Origin of the sequence: Micromonospora sp. CA-263727 (genome assembly GCF_050942455.1) — a bacterium.
Classification (GTDB): domain Bacteria; phylum Actinomycetota; class Actinomycetes; order Mycobacteriales; family Micromonosporaceae; genus Micromonospora.
Genome location: NZ_CP192031.1, coordinates 4,971,994 through 4,990,538, shown reverse-complemented (window position 1 = coordinate 4,990,538; position 18,545 = coordinate 4,971,994). Strand labels below are relative to the sequence as shown.

The following is an 18,545-nucleotide window of genomic DNA, read 5'->3' as shown; positions in this document are numbered from 1 at the left end:
GCACTCCTGTCGGGAGTCGAGATAGTGAACCGGAGTGTTGCAACGAGGCTCAACGTACGCAAGACTCATCCCGCCTCTTGTAGCCAATAATTTACGTCGGAAACTGAACTTGGATTCAACAGATGATCGGGTTCCGCCCGGGGTCTCCGCCGCACTCGTCGAGGCCCTCGCCGCCGACGGAGCCGTGGCGGGTCTGCGGGTGCGCCGCTTCGTGCCGCTGGCTCCGGGGCCGCTCGGTGAACGCCTGATCACCGCCGACCAGACGAACACCTCGGTCGTGGTGGGCGAGCGGGTGGTGGTGAAGTGGATGCGGCCGGCGCCCGGCGGTCCCCCCGACCGGGCCCCGGATCTGTTGGCGCACCTGGCCGCCGTCGGCTTCACCCGCACCCCGACCCCCTACGCGGCCGTCTACCACGGCGGGCCGGGCGGCGGCCTGGCCGCCGTGGTCACCGGCTTCCTGCCGGACGCCGCCGACGGGTGGGACTGGTGCGTCGCCGCCCTGCTCGACCAGCTCGCCGGCGGGCCGCCGGCCGACCTGGCCGCGGAGGTCGGCGTGCTGGCCGCGGAGCTGCACGCCGCCCTGGCCACCCCGACGGAGAGCGTCCCGGAGCCGGTCACCGAGATGCGTGACCCCGGCTGGGCGGCCGGCGGCCGGACCGTGCTCGAAGCGACCCACCAGCTCCTGGCGGACCTGCACGCCGAGGACGCGTGCTGGCTCGCCGCCCGGGCGCACCGGCTCGCCGCCGACATCGAGCGCTCCCGCGAGGTGGGCCGGGCGTACCTCATCCGGCCGCACGGCGACCTGCACGTGGGGCAGGTGCTGCGGTGGCGGGGCGGGCTGGCGGTGACCGACTTCGACGGGAACCCGACCCTCGCGCTGCCCGGTGGCGGGGCGCTGACCGAGCCGGCCGCACGTGACGTGGCGCAGTTGCGTACCAGCCTGCTGCACGTCGGGCAGATCGCCGACCGGCGCACCGAGGGCCGGCACCGGGCGGAGATCTCCGACTGGAGCCGGCACGCCGTCGACGATCTGCTCGGGGCGTACCGTCGCACGCTGGCCGAGCGCGGCCTGGCGCATCTGTTCGACGAGCGGCTGCTGCGACCGTTCGAGGTCGAGCAGGAGTGCCGCGAACTCTGCTACGCCGCCCGCTTCCTGCCCCGCTGGCGGTACGCCCCGATGGGCGTGCTGCGTTCCTGGTACCGCGACTGACCCGAGGAGCCCCCGTGGACCCGCGCCTGTTCCTGGCCGACCTGGAAGCGAAGCCGGAATCGCTGCGCCACCTGGCCGCCACCCTCTCCGCTGACGACCCCTGGGCCGGCCTGCCCGACCCGGTCGACCGGGTGCTGCTGCTCGGCATGGGCAGCTCGCGGTACGCCGCCGAGATGGCCGCGCTACGGCTGCGCGCCGCGGGCATCGACGCGATCGCCGAGTACGCCTCGACCGCCACGTCCTACCCGGCCCGCCCCGGAACCCTGGTGATCGCCATCTCGGCGACCGGGACGAGCATCGAAACCCTCGACGCCGCCGCCCGCTACCAGGGGTCGGGCCACCTCGTCGCGCTGACGAACGTGCCGGACTCTCCGCTGGCGACCAGCGCCGATCTGGTGGTCCCGATGCACGCCGGCACCGAGCGCGGCGGGGTCGCGTGCCGGACCTTCCAGCACACCCTGGTCCTGCTGCTGGCCCTGGTCGACCGCGCGACCGAGGCGCACCGCGACGCGGCCGGCTCCGGGCGCCGTGGCGCGGCCGGTTCGGTGGGCCGTGATGCGGCCGGTTCCGGGCGCAGTGACGCGGCCCTGGCGGGATCGGTCGCCGCTCTCGCGCGGCGCGCCGCCGACGCCACCGAGGATCTGCTCGCCCGCCGCGACGCGTGGTTGCCCAGAGCGATCGAACTGCTGGACGGTCCGCACGGTGTCTACGCCCTCGCGCCGGCCGAGCGGCTCTCTTCGGCGCTGCAGTCGGCGTTGATGGTCCGGGAGGGCCCCCGCCGCCCGGCCGACGGGTGCGAGACGGGCGACTGGTCGCACGTCGACGTCTACCTCGCCAAGACGCTCGACTACCGGGCGCTGTTCCTCCCCGGTTCCCGGTACGACGCGGCGGCGCTGGAGTGGCTTCGGACCCGGAAGTCGACCGTGCTCGCGGTCGGCGCCGAGGTGCCCGACGCGACGGCCGTGATCCGCTACGCGGGCGACGACGACGAGCAGGTGCGGCTGCTCACCGAATCGCTGGTCGCCGAACTCGTCGCCGCACACTGGTGGGCCTCTGCCGCATGATCGTGCTCGATCCGGGATCGGGTGGCCTCACCACGAGGTTCAGGCCACCCGATCCGTGATCGAGCGCGACCATGAGGCGCTTCGTCGCGCCTTGGTGCCCGGTACGGCGGACGGAGCGGCCCGAGCCGCGGTTCGGCATGTCGCACGGTGGCGGCAGAATCGCGTCCGTGCTGGTGGCGGTGGTGTCCGACGAGCGGGGCGGGGGAGTGCTGCAACCCCTCGACGCCGCCGGCGTGCCCGCGGGCCCGCCCGCACCGGTCACCGACCTGGCCGCGGCGATGGCCGCCCGGGAGCGCGCCGACCAGCCGCGCTGGGTCTGGGCGTCCGGCGCCACGCTCTACCCGGCGCTGCTGCGCGCCGGGCTCCGCGTCGAGCGGTGCCACGACGTGGAGCTGACCGAGACGCTGCTGCTCGGGCACGCCGGTCGCTGGGGGAGCCGCGGTCGCTGGCCGCCGCGTGGGCGCGGCTGACCGGCGCGCCGGTGCCGGCGGACCCGCCGCCGCGCGCCGCCGCCCCGCCCGGCGACGGGCAGGCCGCGCTCTTCGACGCCGTGCCCGGCCCGCCCGGTCCGGGCATCACGGCCTTGACCAGCGTGTACGCCGACCAGCTCGGCCGCATCGCGGCGACCGCGCAACCGGGCCGGTTCCGGCTGCTGGTGGCCGCCGAGTCGGCCGGTGCGCTGATCGCGGCCGAGATGGGGGCGGCGGGGCTGCCCTGGCGGGCCGACGTGCACGACGCGGTCCTGGCCGAGCTGCTGGGGGAGCCGTCCCCGGTGGGCGGGCCGCCCCGGCGGCTGGCCGAGCTGGCCGCGCGGATCGCCGAGGCGTTCGGGGTGCGACAGCTGCACGCCGACAGCCCGGCGGAGCTGCTGCGGGCGTTCGCCCGGGCCGGGGTGGAGTTGCCGAACACCCGGGCCTGGGTGCTGCGCGGGGTGGACCATCCGGCGGTGCCGCTGGTCCTCGAATACAAGGAGCTGTACCGGATCTGGACGGCCCACGGGCGGTCCTGGCGGGACGCCTGGGTGCGCGGCGGCCGGTTCCAGCCCGAGTACGTCCCCGGCGGGGTGGTGTCGGGGCGGTGGGCCACCCGGGGCGGTGGCGCGTTGCAGATCCCGAAGGTGATCCGCCGGGCGGCGGTGGCCGATCCGGGGTGGCGGTTCGTGGTGGCGGACGCCGGGCAGCTGGAGCCCCGGGTGCTGGCCGCCGTCTCCGGTGACGCCCGGCTCGCCGCGGCCGGCGCGACCGGCGACCTGTACGCGGCGTTGGCCCGGGACGCGTTCGGCGGCGACCGGGGCCGGGCCAAGCTGGCCCTGCTCGGCGCGATGTACGGGCAGACCGGCGGGGAGGCGGTGCCGGCCCTGGCGGTGCTGCGGCGCAACTACCCGACCGCGTTCGGCCACGTCGAGGCGGCGGCGCGTACCGGTGAGGCCGGTGGGCTGGTGCGCTCGTGGCTGGGGCGTACCTGCCCGCCCGGGACGGCGGGGTTCGGCGGCGAGGACGGGGCGGCGGATCCGGAGGCGGCCGGTGATCCGCAGTCGCCGCGGGCCCGCGCGGCCCGTTCCCGGGGCCGGTTCACCCGCAACTTCGTCATCCAGGCCACTGCCGCCGAGTGGGCCTCCACGCTGCTGGCGGTGCTCCGGGGCGAGCTGGCCGGCACCGGTGGCGAGCTGGTCTTCTTCCAGCACGACGAGGTGATCGTGCACTGCCCGGCCGAGCAGGCGGAGCGGGTCGCCGAGGCGGTCGACCGGGCCGGCCGGCGAGCCACCACGCTGCTCTTCGGTGACACCCCGGTCCGCTTCCCGCTGGATCTCTCCATCGTGGAGTGCTACGCCGACGCGGCGTGATCCCCTGATCGGGGCCCCGACGATCCGACCGAACCTATTATGAGCGTTATGTGTGATTTGTTGGATCTGTGCCGCGGCGGGACCCGATCGTGAGACCGGCCGGCGCGGTGGGGCAGCGGCACACCCGCCTGGAGGGCCACGCCAAGGTCACCGGCGCCGCCCGGTACGCGGTCGAGTACCCGGCGCAGGGCGTGACGTACGCCCAGGTGGTGCCGGCGACCGTGGTGCGGGGCACGATCGACGGGGTGGACGACACCGCCGCGCTGGCGGTCGACGGGGTGCTCACGGTGCTGCACCACGGCAACGCACCCCGCCTGACGCCGGGCGTGGACGCCGAGCTGTTCCGTCTCCAGGAGCCGACCGTCCACTTCCGGGGCCAGTTCGTCGCGGTGGTGGTGGCCGAGACGATCGAGGCGGCGCGGGAGGCGGCCCGGCTGGTCCGGGTCGACTACGCCGCGCAGCCGCACCACACGGTGCTCTCCGCCCAGGATCCCGCCCTGTACCGGCCCGAGCACGTCAACCCGAGCTACCCGACCGACGTGCTCGCGGGCGACTTCGACGCCGGGTTCGCCGCCGCCGAGGTCCGGCTGGATCTCACCTACCGCACACCGGCGTACCACAACAGCCCGATGGAGCCGCACGCGACGACCGCGCAGTGGCGCGACGGGCGGCTGCTGGTGCACGACTCCATCCAGGGCTCCTCGCCCACCCGGGAGATCCTGGCCCGGCTCTTCGGGCTCCCCGTCGAGGCCGTCCGGGTGGTCAACCCGCACGTCGGCGGCGGATTCGGCGGCAAGCTGTACTGCAAGGTCCAGGCGGTGCTCGCCGCGCTGGCGGCCCGGCACGTCGCGCGGCCGGTCCGGCTGGCCCTGACCCGGCAGCAGACCTTCGGCCCGGTCGGATACCGCACCCCGACCATCCAGCGGGTCCGGCTCGGCGCCGGCCGCGATGGCCGGCTCGACGCGGTCGCCCACGATGCGATCAGCCAGACCTCGATGGTGACCGAGTTCGCCGAGCAGACCGCGGTCTACACCCGCAACATGTACGCGGCCCCGAACCGGCGCACCACGCACCGGCTGCTCCGGCTCGACGTGCCGACCCCGTTCTGGATGCGCGCGCCGGGATACACCCCCGGCTCGTTCGCGCTGGAGTCCGCCCTGGACGAGTTGGCGACGGCCTGCCAGGTCGACCCGGTCGAGCTGCGGCTGCGCAACGACACCACCGTCGATCCGGCCAGCGGCACCCCATTCACCAGCCGCAACCTGGCCGCCTGCCTGGCCGACGGGGCCGGGCGGTTCGGCTGGGCCGGGCGTGACCCGAACCCGCGGACCCGACGTGACGGCCGGTGGCTGCTCGGCACCGGGATGGCCGGTTCCAGCTACCCCGCCCGGAACCGCCCGGCCGCCGCGTCGGCCACCGTCCGCGCCGACGGCACCTTCGAGGTACGGATCAACGCCGCCGACATCGGCACCGGGGCGCGTACCGCGCTCTGGCAGGTGGCCGCCGACGCGCTCGGGACGCCGCCGCAGCGGGTGCGGATCCGGGTGGGGGACACCGCCCTGCCAGCGGCCGACCCGGCCGGTGGCTCGACCGGCCTGGCCTCGTGGAGCTGGGCCGTGGTGCGGGCCTGCGAACGGCTCTGCGACCGGATCGCCGAGCTGCGCGGCCCGGTGCCGGAGGCGGGACTGACCGTCGAGGTGAGCACCGACGACGAGGTGGCGGCGCAGCGCAGCCTGCCACGGTACGCGTACGGGGCGCAGTTCGCCGAGGTGCGGGTGGACGCCGACACCGGCGAGGTCCGGGTGCGACGGCTGCTCGGCGTCTTCGCGGTCGGCCGGGCGGTGAACCCGACCACCCTGCGCAGCCAGCTCATCGGCGGGATGACCATGGGCCTCTCCATGGCGCTGCACGAGGCGGGGCTCTTCGACAGCCGCTACGGCACCTGGGCAAACCACGACCTGGCCAGCTACCACGTCAGCAGCAACGCCGACGTGCCCGCGGTGGAGGCGTACTGGGTCGCCGACGAGGACAGCCAGCTGAATCCGGTCGGGGTCAAGGGCGCCGGCGAGATCGGCATCGTCGGCGCCGCCGCGGCCATCGCCAACGCGGTGCATCACGCCACCGGCGTACGCGTCCGCGAGCTGCCGATAACCCTGGACAAACTCCTGTCGGCCTGACCCCGACCCGTCGTCACCGCCCCGAAGTGTTCATGTCCGCGTGCCACCCTGTTTCCCCAAATCTGATTGATTCGATCAACTTTGTGAAGTTGTCCGGGAGGCAGCATGGCCAAGCGCGTCTACCTGCACATCGGTGCGCCGAAGACGGGAAGCACCTACGTGCAGAACGTGCTCTGGGGCAACCAGCGCGCGTTGGAGGACGCCGGCATCCTGCTGCCCAGCAGCGCCGTGGCGCACGACCAGGCGATGGCCGACCTGCGTCAGGCACGCTGGCGGGACACCGACGTGTACTGGACCTGGGACCGGCTGGCCGAGAAGACCCGCAAGTGGCCCGGTGATGTGATCATCAGCAACGAGGGGCTGGGCGCGGCCACCAGCGAGCAGGCGATCCGCGCGGTGGAGAGCCTGCAACCCGCCGAGGTGCACATCATCGTGGCCGGCCGCGACCTGTGGCGCACCTTCCCGTCGTTCTGGCAACAGAGCATCCGGGCCCGCAGCGGCTGGCGCTTCGGGGCCTTCATGGACGCCGTGCAGCAGGGCAGGGCCGAGGCATTCTGGAACAACCACACCGCACCCCGCATGCTGCGCCGCTGGGGCGACCTCGTGCCGGCACGGCAACGCCACCTGGTCACGGTCCCGGCCCCCGATGCCCCCCGCGACCTGCTCTGGCACCGCTTCGCCGGCATCATGGGCATCCCGGACGGCCTGTGCGAGCTGGCCGAGCCCACCTCCAACCCCTCACTCGGCGCGGCCGAGATCGAACTACTCCGCCGGGTCAACCTGGCACTGGGCGACCGCTATCCGCTCCGGACGCCCTACCAGAAGGTCGTCCACCGTCACCTGGTGGACGCGGTGCTCAAACGGCGCGCCAACGAGCTGAAGTTCGGCGTCGGCCTCGACCAGGCCGAGTGGGTGACGGCGCTTGCCGAGCAGCAGATCAAGGAACTTCAGGACTACCCGTGCCAGATCGTCGGCGACCTGGACGAACTGCGGCCGACGAAGATGAAGCAGACCGGCACCCCCGACGACCTCGACGACAGCCAACTGCTCCAGGTCGCGGTCGAGACGATCGTCGGCATGCTGGGGCACGCGGACTCCCTCGGCGATCGGACCGACGACCACGACGAGAAGGTCTTCGCGCGGCTCAGGAACCGTGCGGCCGGCGGCGTCAAGCGCCGCCTACGCCTCGTCACCCGCCGCGACGAGTAGCCGATGCCCCGCGGATCCTGCCGCCGCCGTCGCCACCGCCGCGCGAGGCGCGAGGATAAAGGCCGAGAAGGGGGCTGGCAGATGTGCCCCACGTCACATATCGATGGCAGTCGAGTCGATCTCCGTTGCCCTGCGTGATCAAGCGATGTCCCGCTCATCAAAACATCGCCAACTATCGATTTTGCGCGGGGAGTGACGGGTTCCTCACGCCCGCAGCGGGGCAACCCGAGAAAGATCCGGGCCCTAGTGTCTCAGCCACTGGTTGCTCTCTCCACGGGGGTGTGTGATGGGCGTTCGGTGGCGGCGTGGGTTGTCCACTGGGGTGACGGCTGTGGTGGCTGTCGGAGTGATCGGTGTTCCCGCGCCGGAGCGGGTGGCTGCGGTAGAGCGACAGTGCACAGACGCGGCCGGCTCCGAGGCCGAGGCGAGGGCGCTGGCAGCCTCGTGCGGTCAGCCGGTGGTGGTGGACGGGTCGCGAACGGAGTTCGCCGAGGTGACCGCGTTGCCGGACGGGCGGCTGCAATTCGCGTCGGCGGTGGTGCCGCAGCGCTCGCGCAAGGCCGGCAGGTGGGAGGAGATCGACCTCGACCTGGCCCGAGGTGGGGACGGGCTGTGGCGGCCTGGAGTGTCGGTCGCGGATGTGGCGTTCTCGGGCGGTGGGGACGGCGCGATGGTGACGCTGACGCGGGGCGGGCGGACGGTGACGCTGTCGTGGCCGGGGACGCTGCCGGCGCCGACGGTGTCGGGGGATTCGTTGACCTACCCGAACGTACTCGCCGATGTGGATCTGGTGGTGCGGGCGACGCGGACGGGCTTCGCGCACGTCCTGGTGGTCAAGACGCCGGCGGCGGCGACGCATCCTGAAGTGCGCGCGCCGCGGTTCCGACTCGGTGGGGACGCCGAGGTCGTGGCGGGTCCGGACGGCGGCCTGCGGGCGGTGGCCGGTGCGGCCGTCATCGCCTCGGCAGAGCCGGCGGTGATGTGGGATTCCCGGGTGGGGGCGGTGGATGGCGTCTCGGCGCGGGGGCTGTCGGCCGAGAGCCCGCAGTCGACGGCGACGGTGGCCGGGGACGCGGCGCGGATCGGCACGGTCGGTGTCGAGGTGTCCGGCGGTGACCTGGTGTTGCGTCCGGATGTGACGCTGCTGGACGACCCGGATGCCGTGTTCCCGCTGTTCGTGGACCCGGCGTGGTCGGTGTTCAAGAGCAAGTGGGCGTACGGGACGAACAACGGGTCGTCGAACTCGGACACGAGTCGCGCGCGAGTGGGGCTGAACCCGGACACTGGCGCGCTGTATAGGTCGTACTTCGAGTTCCCGACGACCGCAAACGGAGTTTCGCTCAAGGGGACGCAGATCCACATCGAGTCGGCGTACGTACAGATGAAGCTGGATCATTCCTGGTCGTGCGGACCGACGGTGGCGGCGATGTATCTGACCGCGGCGATCAACGCTACGCCGAAGGCGACCTGGTCGACGATGACGATGAAATCGTTCCTGAACACGGCGACCGGGAATGCGAACGAGGCGGGTGGGTGTTCGTCGATCCAACCGGATATGATCATGAATTTCCGGGGGTCGAACACCACCAACCAGGTGCAGGCTGCGGCGAACGGGAGCTGGAACTCGATCCCTGTGGCCTTCACCGCGCGGGCCGCCGACGGGTCGGGGGAGTCGACGCAGGACCGATGGAAGAAGTTCTACCCCAACGACGCGAAGCTGATCGTCGACTACGACACCAAGCCGGGCGCTCCGCACACCCTGCAGGTCGCCGGCGTGACCTGCGGTTCCGGGGTGCTGACGATCGGCACGCTGGCCCCGAAGTTCACTGCGGTGTTTCCCGACGCCGACAAGGGTGACTCCCTGACCGGCACCTTCGAATGGATCGAGGTGCCGTCCGGGGGTATGGGAACGGTGACCAACACCTTCCCGACTCGCAAGAGCCCGCCACCAGCGAAAACGGGAGTCACCCCGAACAGCCGGGCCGAGAGCGCCGCGGTGACGATCGCGAAGGGGCCGACCTACGCGTTCCGGGCCAAGGGCACCGACCAGGCTCCGTACTCGATCACCGGTCCCTGGTCGTCGTGGTGCCGGTTCGTCGCGGACACCACCGTGCCTCCGGCGCCCACGATCACCCCCGGAACCCTTGGCGGCCCGGGTCGGACCATGACCTTCACGATCAGCACCACCACCACCGACGTGACCAAGTTCCGCTACGGCTGGTCCAACCCGCCGACGACCGAGATCACCGCCAGCGGCACCAACCCGAAGACGGCCACGGTCACCGTCACCGTGCCCAACTTCGGGCAGAACACCTTTTGGGTTCGTGGCATCGACGCCACCGGCAACCTCGGCAACATCGGCTCCGCCACCTTCACCGCACCCCGCCCGTCACCGGCCATCGCCAAATGGGGCCTGGAGCAATACCCCGGCGTCGACCAGACCGCCGCGCTCGCCGACCAGCAACCCAGCCTGGCTGGCAAGACCGACCTGGGTACGTCCAACGTGAGCTGGACCGACGACGTCCGCATGATCGGTGGCAAGGCTGCCTCGTTCGACGGCAGTTCGAGCCGGGCCTTCACGACTGAGCCGGTGATCGACCCGACGAAGTCGTTCTCCGTCTCTGCCTGGGTGAAACTGGGTGGTGTCGGCGGCACCCTGCCCACCGGAAGCCGGATCGCGGTGACCCAGGACGGAGGCTTGAACAGCAGTTTTGCACTGGGCTATCACGCAGCGACCCAGAAATGGTCCATGTGGATGCACGTCAACGACACGGCTACCACGACAACGACCGGGATGGTGAACTCCACCGTTCCGGTCGTCGCGGGCGTGTGGACCCATCTGGCCGGCGTGTACGACGCGACCAGTGGTACGGCGACGATATATGTGAACGGGCAGTCGCCGGTGTCGGCGGCGGCCACCGGCATGCAAGCCTGGCCCAACCGGCAGCGCATCGCGATTGGTCGTGAGCTCTGGAACGGTGCCCTCATCAGCTTCTGGTCCGGGCAGATCGCCGACGTTCAGCTCTACGACCGGGTCCTCGTGCCGCACGACTTCACCGGCCAGTTGGCGCAGGATCCGATGTCGGGCGGGTTCCACGAGCCGGGGATCCAGACGCCGGTGCAGGTAGGCAACTGGAACTTCGAGGCCGCAATGTCCTGCTATGCGGCTGATCTGAAGGACACCTGCGAGGCGCCTGACACGGTGACGGCCTGGGATCGGTGGCTGGCACTGACGCGGGGCTCTGCCGTGGGCGCGGGCTATTCCACCGAGGGCTCCGGTCTGTGGCTCGACAACGAGTACTTTCCGGAGGAGGGCTACACCGAGAGCACCGCCGAGTATGGGCGGAGTGCGGTGAAGGCGGGTATCACGCCGCCGGACGCCGATGGTCTGGAGTTCACCCAGTGGCAGGACAAGCCGGTCCTGCGTACCGATCAGTCGTTCACGATGTCGGCCTGGGTGATGCTCGACCGGCTCGACGGCATGCGGACGGCGGTCTCCCAACGAGGAGAGCACTCAAGCGGTGGCTGGCTCAAGTTCAGCTCGAACCTGAACAAGTGGCAGTTCGTCATCAGCGCCAACGACGCCACCACCACGCCCACGGCCAGCATTGCCTCGACATCGGATCCGGAGGAGGGCGTCTGGACTCACCTTGCGGGCGTATACGACGCCGGACGGAACGAGATCCGTCTCTATGTCAACGGTGAACTCGAAGGAGTTCGGCAGAACATCACGTTCACTCCGATGGCGTCGACCGGTCCGCTCTTGGTGGGCCGCATTCTTTGGCAGGACCAGTTGGTGGATCAGTGGATCGGCGGCATCGACGATGTCGCTGTGTTCCAGGGCGCGTTGACCGACGCGGCGGTGTTCATGCTGTACGACTCGTAGCTCCGGACGGCCCGAGAAGGTCCAACGTCCAGAACTTGTATGTGCCGATGAGACATACCTACACCCTTTGCTTCGTGCGGCTGTCCTTACCGGGGAGAAAGCATGTTGTCTGCACGCTCTGTTCACGACTCGCGGCAGCTACGACGGAACATTCATCGAGCGGGCCGCCTGCGCCGGTGGACCGCCGGCCTGACGGTGGTTCCCGTCGCGGCGTCGCTGCTGGTCGGTGTGCCGGCTGAGGCCGTCGCGCCAGGGGCGGAGCCGCTGCGGCCGCCGGTGGAGAAGCTCGATTCGCATGGTGGTCCGGTGTCGGGGCGGGCGTGGGCGCAGAAGCTGATGCAGGACACCCCGGTTCCGAAACCGGTGTGGCCGTCAGCCAGCACCGCTCGGGTGACGCTTGATTCGCCGAGCGCGAGCGGCGTGGGCGTCAGGGCCGGTGCCCTGCCGGTACGGGTCGCTCGGGGCGATGGTCCGGCCGGTGCCCGGGTCACCAGCGTGGACGTGCAGGTGGTGGACCGGGAATCACTGCCGGCCAGTTGGCGGGACGGCCTGGTGCTCAAGGTGACGGCGCCAGCCGGGGCTGCGGCCGGCACGGCGAAGGTGTCGGTGGACTACAACTCGTTCCGGCATGCGGTGGGTGGGTCCTGGGCGTCGCGGCTACGACTGTGGCAGGTCCCGGCCTGTGCGTTGTCGACACCCGATGCGCCGGGTTGCCGATCGGTGCCGCTTCACACCACGAACGACCTAGGCGCGGGAGTGGCGACCGCGGAGGTGATCACCGCCGCCCCCACCTCGGCGACACCGAGGGAACTGGCACGGCTGTCGGGGGAGGTGACGACCCAGTCGAGCGGATCCTTCCTTGCCCTGGCGGCAGCGGCAGCGGGTGCGGACGGTGACTTCACCGCTACCAGTCTCGCACCATCATCGACCTGGTCAGCCGGCTCCTCCTCCGGCGACTTCTCGTGGAGCTATCCGCTGCGTACGCCCCCGGCGGCGGGTCCGGAGCCGTCGGTCGGCTTCGCGTACTCCTCAGCCTCCGTGGATGGTCGATCGGAGGTGACGAACAACCAACCGTCGTGGATCGGTGAGGGTTTCGACTATTCGCCGGGGTTCGTCGAGCGGCGGTACGTGCCGTGTGCGGAGGACAGGAAGGTCAACGGCGCGAACAACACCAAGGACACCGGCGACCTGTGCTGGCGGTCGGACAACGCGACGATGAACCTGAACGGCCGCAGCACCGAGTTGGTGTTCCAGACGGGCAAGGGCTGGCACGCCCGCTCGGAGGACGGCTCGAAGATCGAGAAGTTGACCGGTGCGACGGGCAACGGTGATGACGATGGTGAGCACTGGAAGGTGACCACCACCGACGGGACGCAGTACTTCTTCGGTCTGCACTCGCTGCCGGGCCACACGTCGAAGACCAATTCGACGTTGGCGGTGCCGGTCTTCGGTAACCACGCGGGTGAGCCGTGTCACGCCACGGCTTTCGCCAACTCGCACTGCCAGCAGGCGTGGCGGTGGAACCTGGACTACGTCGTCGACGTGCGCGGCAACACGATGTCGCTGTGGTATGGCAAGGACACCAACAAGTACGCCCGCAACGACACGGACTCCGACGACGCGCCCTACGACCGGGACGGCTATCTGACCCGGATCGACTACGGCACCTACGACCGCACGTCTGCTGCGCACGGGGTGACCGAGCGCAGCATCACCCCGTACGCGCAGGTGGTGTTCGAGACGGACCTGCGGTGCTTCTCGAACTGCGGCACCGAGTCGAATCCGGTGAAGGCGTCCTGGAAGGACACCCCCTGGGATCAGGAGTGCAAGGCGTCGTCGTGTCCGCAGCAGTACTCGCCGACGTTCTGGACCACGAAGCGGTTGAACAAGATCACCACGAGGGTGTGGGACACCACCAAGACCACCCCGGCCTGGCAGGACGTCGAGTCGTGGACCCTGTCGCACACCTTCGCGGCGACGGCGGACTCCACGCATACCGGGCTGTGGCTGAACAGGATCGATCATGCAGGGCACGTTGGCGGCACCGTGAGCCTGCCGCCGGTGACGTTCGAGGCGGTGTCGTTGCCGAACCGGGTGTTGACCGCCCACGGCACGACCGACAACTGGCTGCGGATCTCCAGCATCGTGACGGAGACCGGATCCCGGATCAAGGTCGACTACGCGCTGCCGGAATGCACCGAGGCGATGGTGGCGGGATTGGACCCGCACACGAACACCAAGCGGTGCTACCCGGTGCGGGTGCCGGACCCGGCCGACCCGACGGGGCAGCGGTTGGTCACCGAATGGTGGCACAAGCACCGGGTCGAGCACGTGGCCGAAGACGACGTGCAGCTGACCAACGGGCACCAGGCGCCGTCGAAGCACACCTGGTACGAGTACGTGGGATCGCCGGCGTGGCACTACGCCGACGACGACGGCCTGACCAGGCCGGAACGCAAGACGTGGTCGCAGTGGCGTGGCTACGCGCAGGTCAAGACCCGGGTCGGTGACGACTCGGCGACCCAGACTCTCGCCGTGACGACCTTCATGCGGGGTATGCACGGCGACAGGTCCAGCCCGAGCGGCGGCACCCGCAGCGTGACGGTTCCGGCCTCGCTGGGCACCGAGACGGTCTACGACGAGGACCAGTTCGCCGGCCAGGTGCGGGAGCAGGTCGTCTACAACGGGGTAGAAACCAAACCGGTGTCGAAGACGGTGAACGTGCCGTGGCGGTCCAACCCGACCGCGAGTCGGACGATCAACGGTGACACCGTCGAGGCCCGGTTCGTCGACACGCAGACGAGCTACGCGGCGACCGCCCTCGGTGTCGATGGCAGCCGGGGCTGGCGCACCTCGCGGGGAACCAAGAACCTGGATCACACGTACGGCACGGTCAACTGGTCGCAGGACGACGGCGACATCACCGTCACCGGCGACGAGAAGTGCATCACCTACCGCTACAACCGCAACACCGTCAAGAACCTCACCACCATGGTGAAGCAGACGACCACCACCGCGCTGACCTGCGGCACGAACCCGACCACCGTCGAGGACGTGATCTCCGACGCGAGGACCTACTACGACGGGGCCAGCAACGTCGACACCGCGCCGACGTTCGGGTTGGTGACCAAGACCGAGCAGCTCAAGGACTGGGCAGCCGGCACCGGCACGGTCTGGCAGGTGGTGTCGCAGGGCAGCTACGACTTCACCGGTCGGCCGGTGAGCGCGACCGATATCAAGGGCAACGTCACCACGACCGCGTACACGCCGGCCGTGGGCGGCCCAATCACCAAGGTCACCACGACGGGTCCGGCGCCGTTCAACTGGACCTCGTCCGTGGAGACCAACCCCTACTGGGGCGCCACCGTCAAGGCCACCGACCCCAACAACAAGATTGTCTCGGACGTCGAGTACGACGCGCTCGGTCGGGTCAGCAAGGTGTGGGGGCTGGGCTGGACCAAGGCCGACCACCCGACCACCCCGTCCGCGCAGTACACGTACACGTTCGCCGCGGGCCGCAACGCCTATCCGTTCGTCAGGGCGCAGGCGCTGAACGCGGACGGCAACTACGTCACCTCGTACGAGATCCTCGACGGGTTGCTGCGCTCCCGACAGACCCAGAGCCCGGCGTCGGACGGCACCGGGAACCGGGTGGTCACCGACACCCTCTACGACAGCCTCGGCCGCGCCGCGATCTCCTACGGCGCACACGCCGAACCCGGGGCACCCTCCGGCACCCTGTGGTGGGAGCCGGAATGGTCTCTCCCCGCCGTCTCCAAGACCATTTTCGACCGGGCGTCACGCCCCACGAACACGATCTTCCTGGCCGGTGATGGAGAGACCAACCTGGTCGAGAAGTGGCGCACGATCGCCGCCCACGAGGGTGACCTGACCAAGGTGACTCCGCCTCAGGGCGGCACACCGACCACGACGGTGACCGACATCGAGGGCCGCGCCGTCAAGCTGCGCCAGCACACCACCACGGCCGGTGTCGGCGGGGCCCACCAGGAGACCCAGTACGTCTACAACCGCAAGGGCCAGCTGGTCAGGACCGTCGACCCGGCCGGGAACCGGTGGGTCAACGAGTACGACGCCAAGGGCCGACTCTGGCGCACGACCGACCCCGACAAGGGTACGACGACCAGCACCTTCAACGACACCAACGAACTGGTCAAGACCACCGACGCCCGCGGCAAGATGCTCTGGTACGTCTACGACGCGTTGGGCCGGAAGAAGGAACTGCGGGACGACTCGGCCACCGGGGCGCTGCGCGCCGAATGGAGGTACGACACCCTCTACACCGGTCAGAGCGGCTTCAGGGGCCAACTCACCCAGGCGGTCCGCTACGAGCCGGCCGGCAGCAGCAACGCCTACCGGTGGCAGGTACGCACCTTCGACGACCGTTACCAGCCCAAGGGCGTCAACTACGTCATCCCGGCCAACGAGACCGGTCTGAGCGGCACCTACGTCTACGCCTACGGCTACTCGGCGGCGACCGGCGCCCCGACCTCCATCTCTTACCCGGCCGGTGGTGGGCTGGTCACCGAGGAAGTCACCACCGACTACGACGCCAGCACCGGAATGCCGGTGCGGCTGGACACCAGCCTCACCGGCTCCGCCGGCACGATGGCCACCGCCACCTACACCGCGTACGGCGAACGTAGCGGCTCGATCTACAAGATGCCCGGCGGCGTCTGGACCCAGGACACCGTCTACCGCGACGAAGCCACCCGCCGTATCGAGCGCACCACCGTGCAGCGGGAGACCACCGCCGGCACCGTCTCCGACCGCAACTACGAATACGACGACAGCGGCAACATCACCTCCATCGAGGAGAGGCCGCAGATCGGCCAGGCCGACACCCAGTGCTTCCGGCAGGACCTGCTCGGCCGGCTCACCAGCGCCTGGACCCCGAAGGCCGGAGTGGCCTGCCAGACCGACCCGACCGTGGCGAACCTGGGCGGTCCCGCGCCGTACTGGCACGACTGGACCTTCAACACCACCGGCTCCCGGTTGACCGAAACCAGCCACACCGCCGGCGGCGACACCACCCGCACCTACACGGTGCCGACCGGCGGCCAGGATGCCGTGCGACCGCACGCCGTCACCGCCATGACCACCCAAGCGCCCGGTCAGACCGGCGTCGTCAACAACTACGCCTACGACGCCACCGGCAACACCACCTGCCGGCCGACCGGCACCACCGCGAACAACTGCGGCACCGGCACCAACAGCCAGACCCTCGGCTGGGACGCCGAAGGCAAACTCGCCACCGTCGCGGCCGGTGGCCAGACCATCGAAACCAACATCTACGACGCCAACGGCGTCAGGATCATCCGCCGCGACAGTGGGGGTACCACCCTCTACCTGCCCGGACAGGAGATCCGCCGCGAAGGCAGCGTCAACACCGGCACCCGCTACTACAGCTTCGCCGGCACCGTCTGCGCCTCCCGCAAGGCAGGTTCGGCGACCACCGACCTGACCTGGCTCTTCGACGACCACCAGGGCACCCAACAGACCGCCGTCAACGCCGGCACCCAGGCCGTCTCCATCCGCCGCCAAACCCCCTATGGGGCACCCCGCGGCGCGAACCCGATCTGGGTCAACAACAAGGGCTTTGTCGGCGGAGACATCGACCCCACCGGCCTGACCAACGTCGGTGCCCGACAGTACGACCCGACGCTGGGCCGCTTCATCTCCGTCGACCCGGTCCTCGTCGCCGACGACCCGGCCCAGTACAACGCCTATCAATACGGCGGCAACAACCCGATCGACAACGCCGACCCCACCGGGATGTACTTCACGGAGAACAGCGAGGACACCGGCGACCGCGCCTACGTCAGCACCACTCCCTCCGGGCAGACGGTAACCAAGATCGTCAAGAAGTACGTCCCCCCGGCCTGTGGATCCAGCTGCCAGCAACAACGCGAAGCGTTCAGGAAAGCCAGCAACGAACGCGCCGAAGCAGAACGCAGACAACGCGAATGCCAGTCCAGCTTCTGGTGCCGAAACGCCGGGGCAGTGGGCACGGTCGCCGGTGTTGCCGCTGGCGTCATCGTCGGCGCCGCCTGCACGGCCGGAAGCTTTGGTGTGGGCGCCGTCGGCTGCGCGGCGATCGGCGGGTTCGTCGGCGGTGCCGTCGCCTCGTTGGTCACCAACGGCCTCGACGCCGACGACGAAAGCGGCTGGCAACTCGCCGGCGAAGCCCTCGTGGGCGGTGCCATCGGCGGCCTGCTCGGCGCAGGCGGCGCAATCCTCTTGCCCGCCCTCGGCGCCGGGGCCTTCGGCCTCGCCAGTGGGGCAGGCCTGCGTACCTCCCTGAGAATGGCAGGCGCCGGAGCCCGAGGAGCAGCCCGTGGTGGCGGTGCAGGGGGCATCCGTGGTTGCCTCAAGAGCTTCAGCGGTGACACCGAAGTCCTGATGGCGGACGGCAGCAAGAAGCCAATCGGAGACATCGAGATCGGCGACGCGGTCCTGGCCACCGACCCCGAAACGGGGGAGGAAGGCGCCCGTAAGGTGACCCACCTGTGGGTTCACGAGGACCAACTCGTCGACCTCAAGGTGAACGGCGGGAGCCTTACCACCACCGAGGACCACCCGTTCTGGAACGTCACCGACCAGCAGTGGCAGGACAGCCAGGACCTCGACCCCGGAGACCTGCTCCACACGGCCACCGGAGGAACCCTCACCGTCACCGGCCTCGACTGGACCACCGTCCAACAGGGCACTGCCTACAACCTCACCGTCGCAGACATCCACACGTACTATGTGCTCGCCGGCAACACCCCGGTACTGGTGCACAACTGCGGCGGCGGATTCAAGGTGGGAATTGGTGCTGATGAGGTCAATAGCATTAACCGCAGCTTCGGCGGGCAGACAACGCTTAATGGATCATTCGAGAATACGATGATTAATGCCTCGCGGTACAATAGTTTCTACGACAAATCTGCTGTAGTAATTCGCGACATTACGGGTGGTTATATGTTCGACAATGGTAATAAGCGGACGACTCAGGCGGTTGTTGAACAGCTAATGCAACGCAACAACGTCATCAGTGGTCCGACCTCGGCGGAGCTTCGTGGTGTGATCGACAGCGTGGGCAAGGGCAAGCTGAGCAGCGTAGAGGACATCTCGCGTGCCCTGCGCGGATATTAGG

The 18,545-nt window shown here is 70.0% G+C and carries 6 protein-coding genes and 1 pseudogene; all 7 read left to right on the top strand.

Annotated elements, in window-relative coordinates; translation table 11 throughout:
- Window positions 1-109: 109 nt before the first annotated feature.
- On the top strand, window positions 110-1,210 hold the full coding sequence (locus tag ACQPYA_RS21770; RefSeq protein ID WP_433528939.1) for a hypothetical protein: 1,101 nt from the start codon (window positions 110-112) through the stop codon (window positions 1,208-1,210).
- A 14-nt stretch (window positions 1,211-1,224) separates the two neighbouring features.
- The gene (locus tag ACQPYA_RS21765; RefSeq protein WP_433528938.1) at window positions 1,225-2,274 is read left to right on the top strand and encodes an SIS domain-containing protein; all 1,050 of its coding nucleotides are present in this window, start codon (window positions 1,225-1,227) and stop codon (window positions 2,272-2,274) included.
- 137 nt (window positions 2,275-2,411) lie between these two features.
- Window positions 2,412-4,117: pseudogene (locus tag ACQPYA_RS21760) on the top strand (bifunctional 3'-5' exonuclease/DNA polymerase).
- 89 nt (window positions 4,118-4,206) lie between these two features.
- On the top strand, window positions 4,207-6,294 hold the full coding sequence (locus ACQPYA_RS21755; RefSeq protein WP_433528937.1) for a xanthine dehydrogenase family protein molybdopterin-binding subunit: 2,088 nt from the start codon (window positions 4,207-4,209) through the stop codon (window positions 6,292-6,294).
- A gap of 105 nt (window positions 6,295-6,399) precedes the next feature.
- A complete protein-coding gene (locus ACQPYA_RS21750) occupies window positions 6,400-7,503 on the top strand; it encodes a hypothetical protein (RefSeq protein WP_433528936.1) in 1,104 nt (367 codons plus the stop codon).
- 286 nt (window positions 7,504-7,789) lie between these two features.
- A complete protein-coding gene (locus tag ACQPYA_RS21745) occupies window positions 7,790-11,389 on the top strand; it encodes a LamG domain-containing protein (RefSeq protein ID WP_433528935.1) in 3,600 nt (1,199 codons plus the stop codon).
- A 168-nt stretch (window positions 11,390-11,557) separates the two neighbouring features.
- The gene (locus ACQPYA_RS21740; RefSeq protein WP_433533565.1) at window positions 11,558-18,544 is read left to right on the top strand and encodes a polymorphic toxin-type HINT domain-containing protein; all 6,987 of its coding nucleotides are present in this window, start codon (window positions 11,558-11,560) and stop codon (window positions 18,542-18,544) included.
- Window position 18,545: the final 1 nt, after the last annotated feature.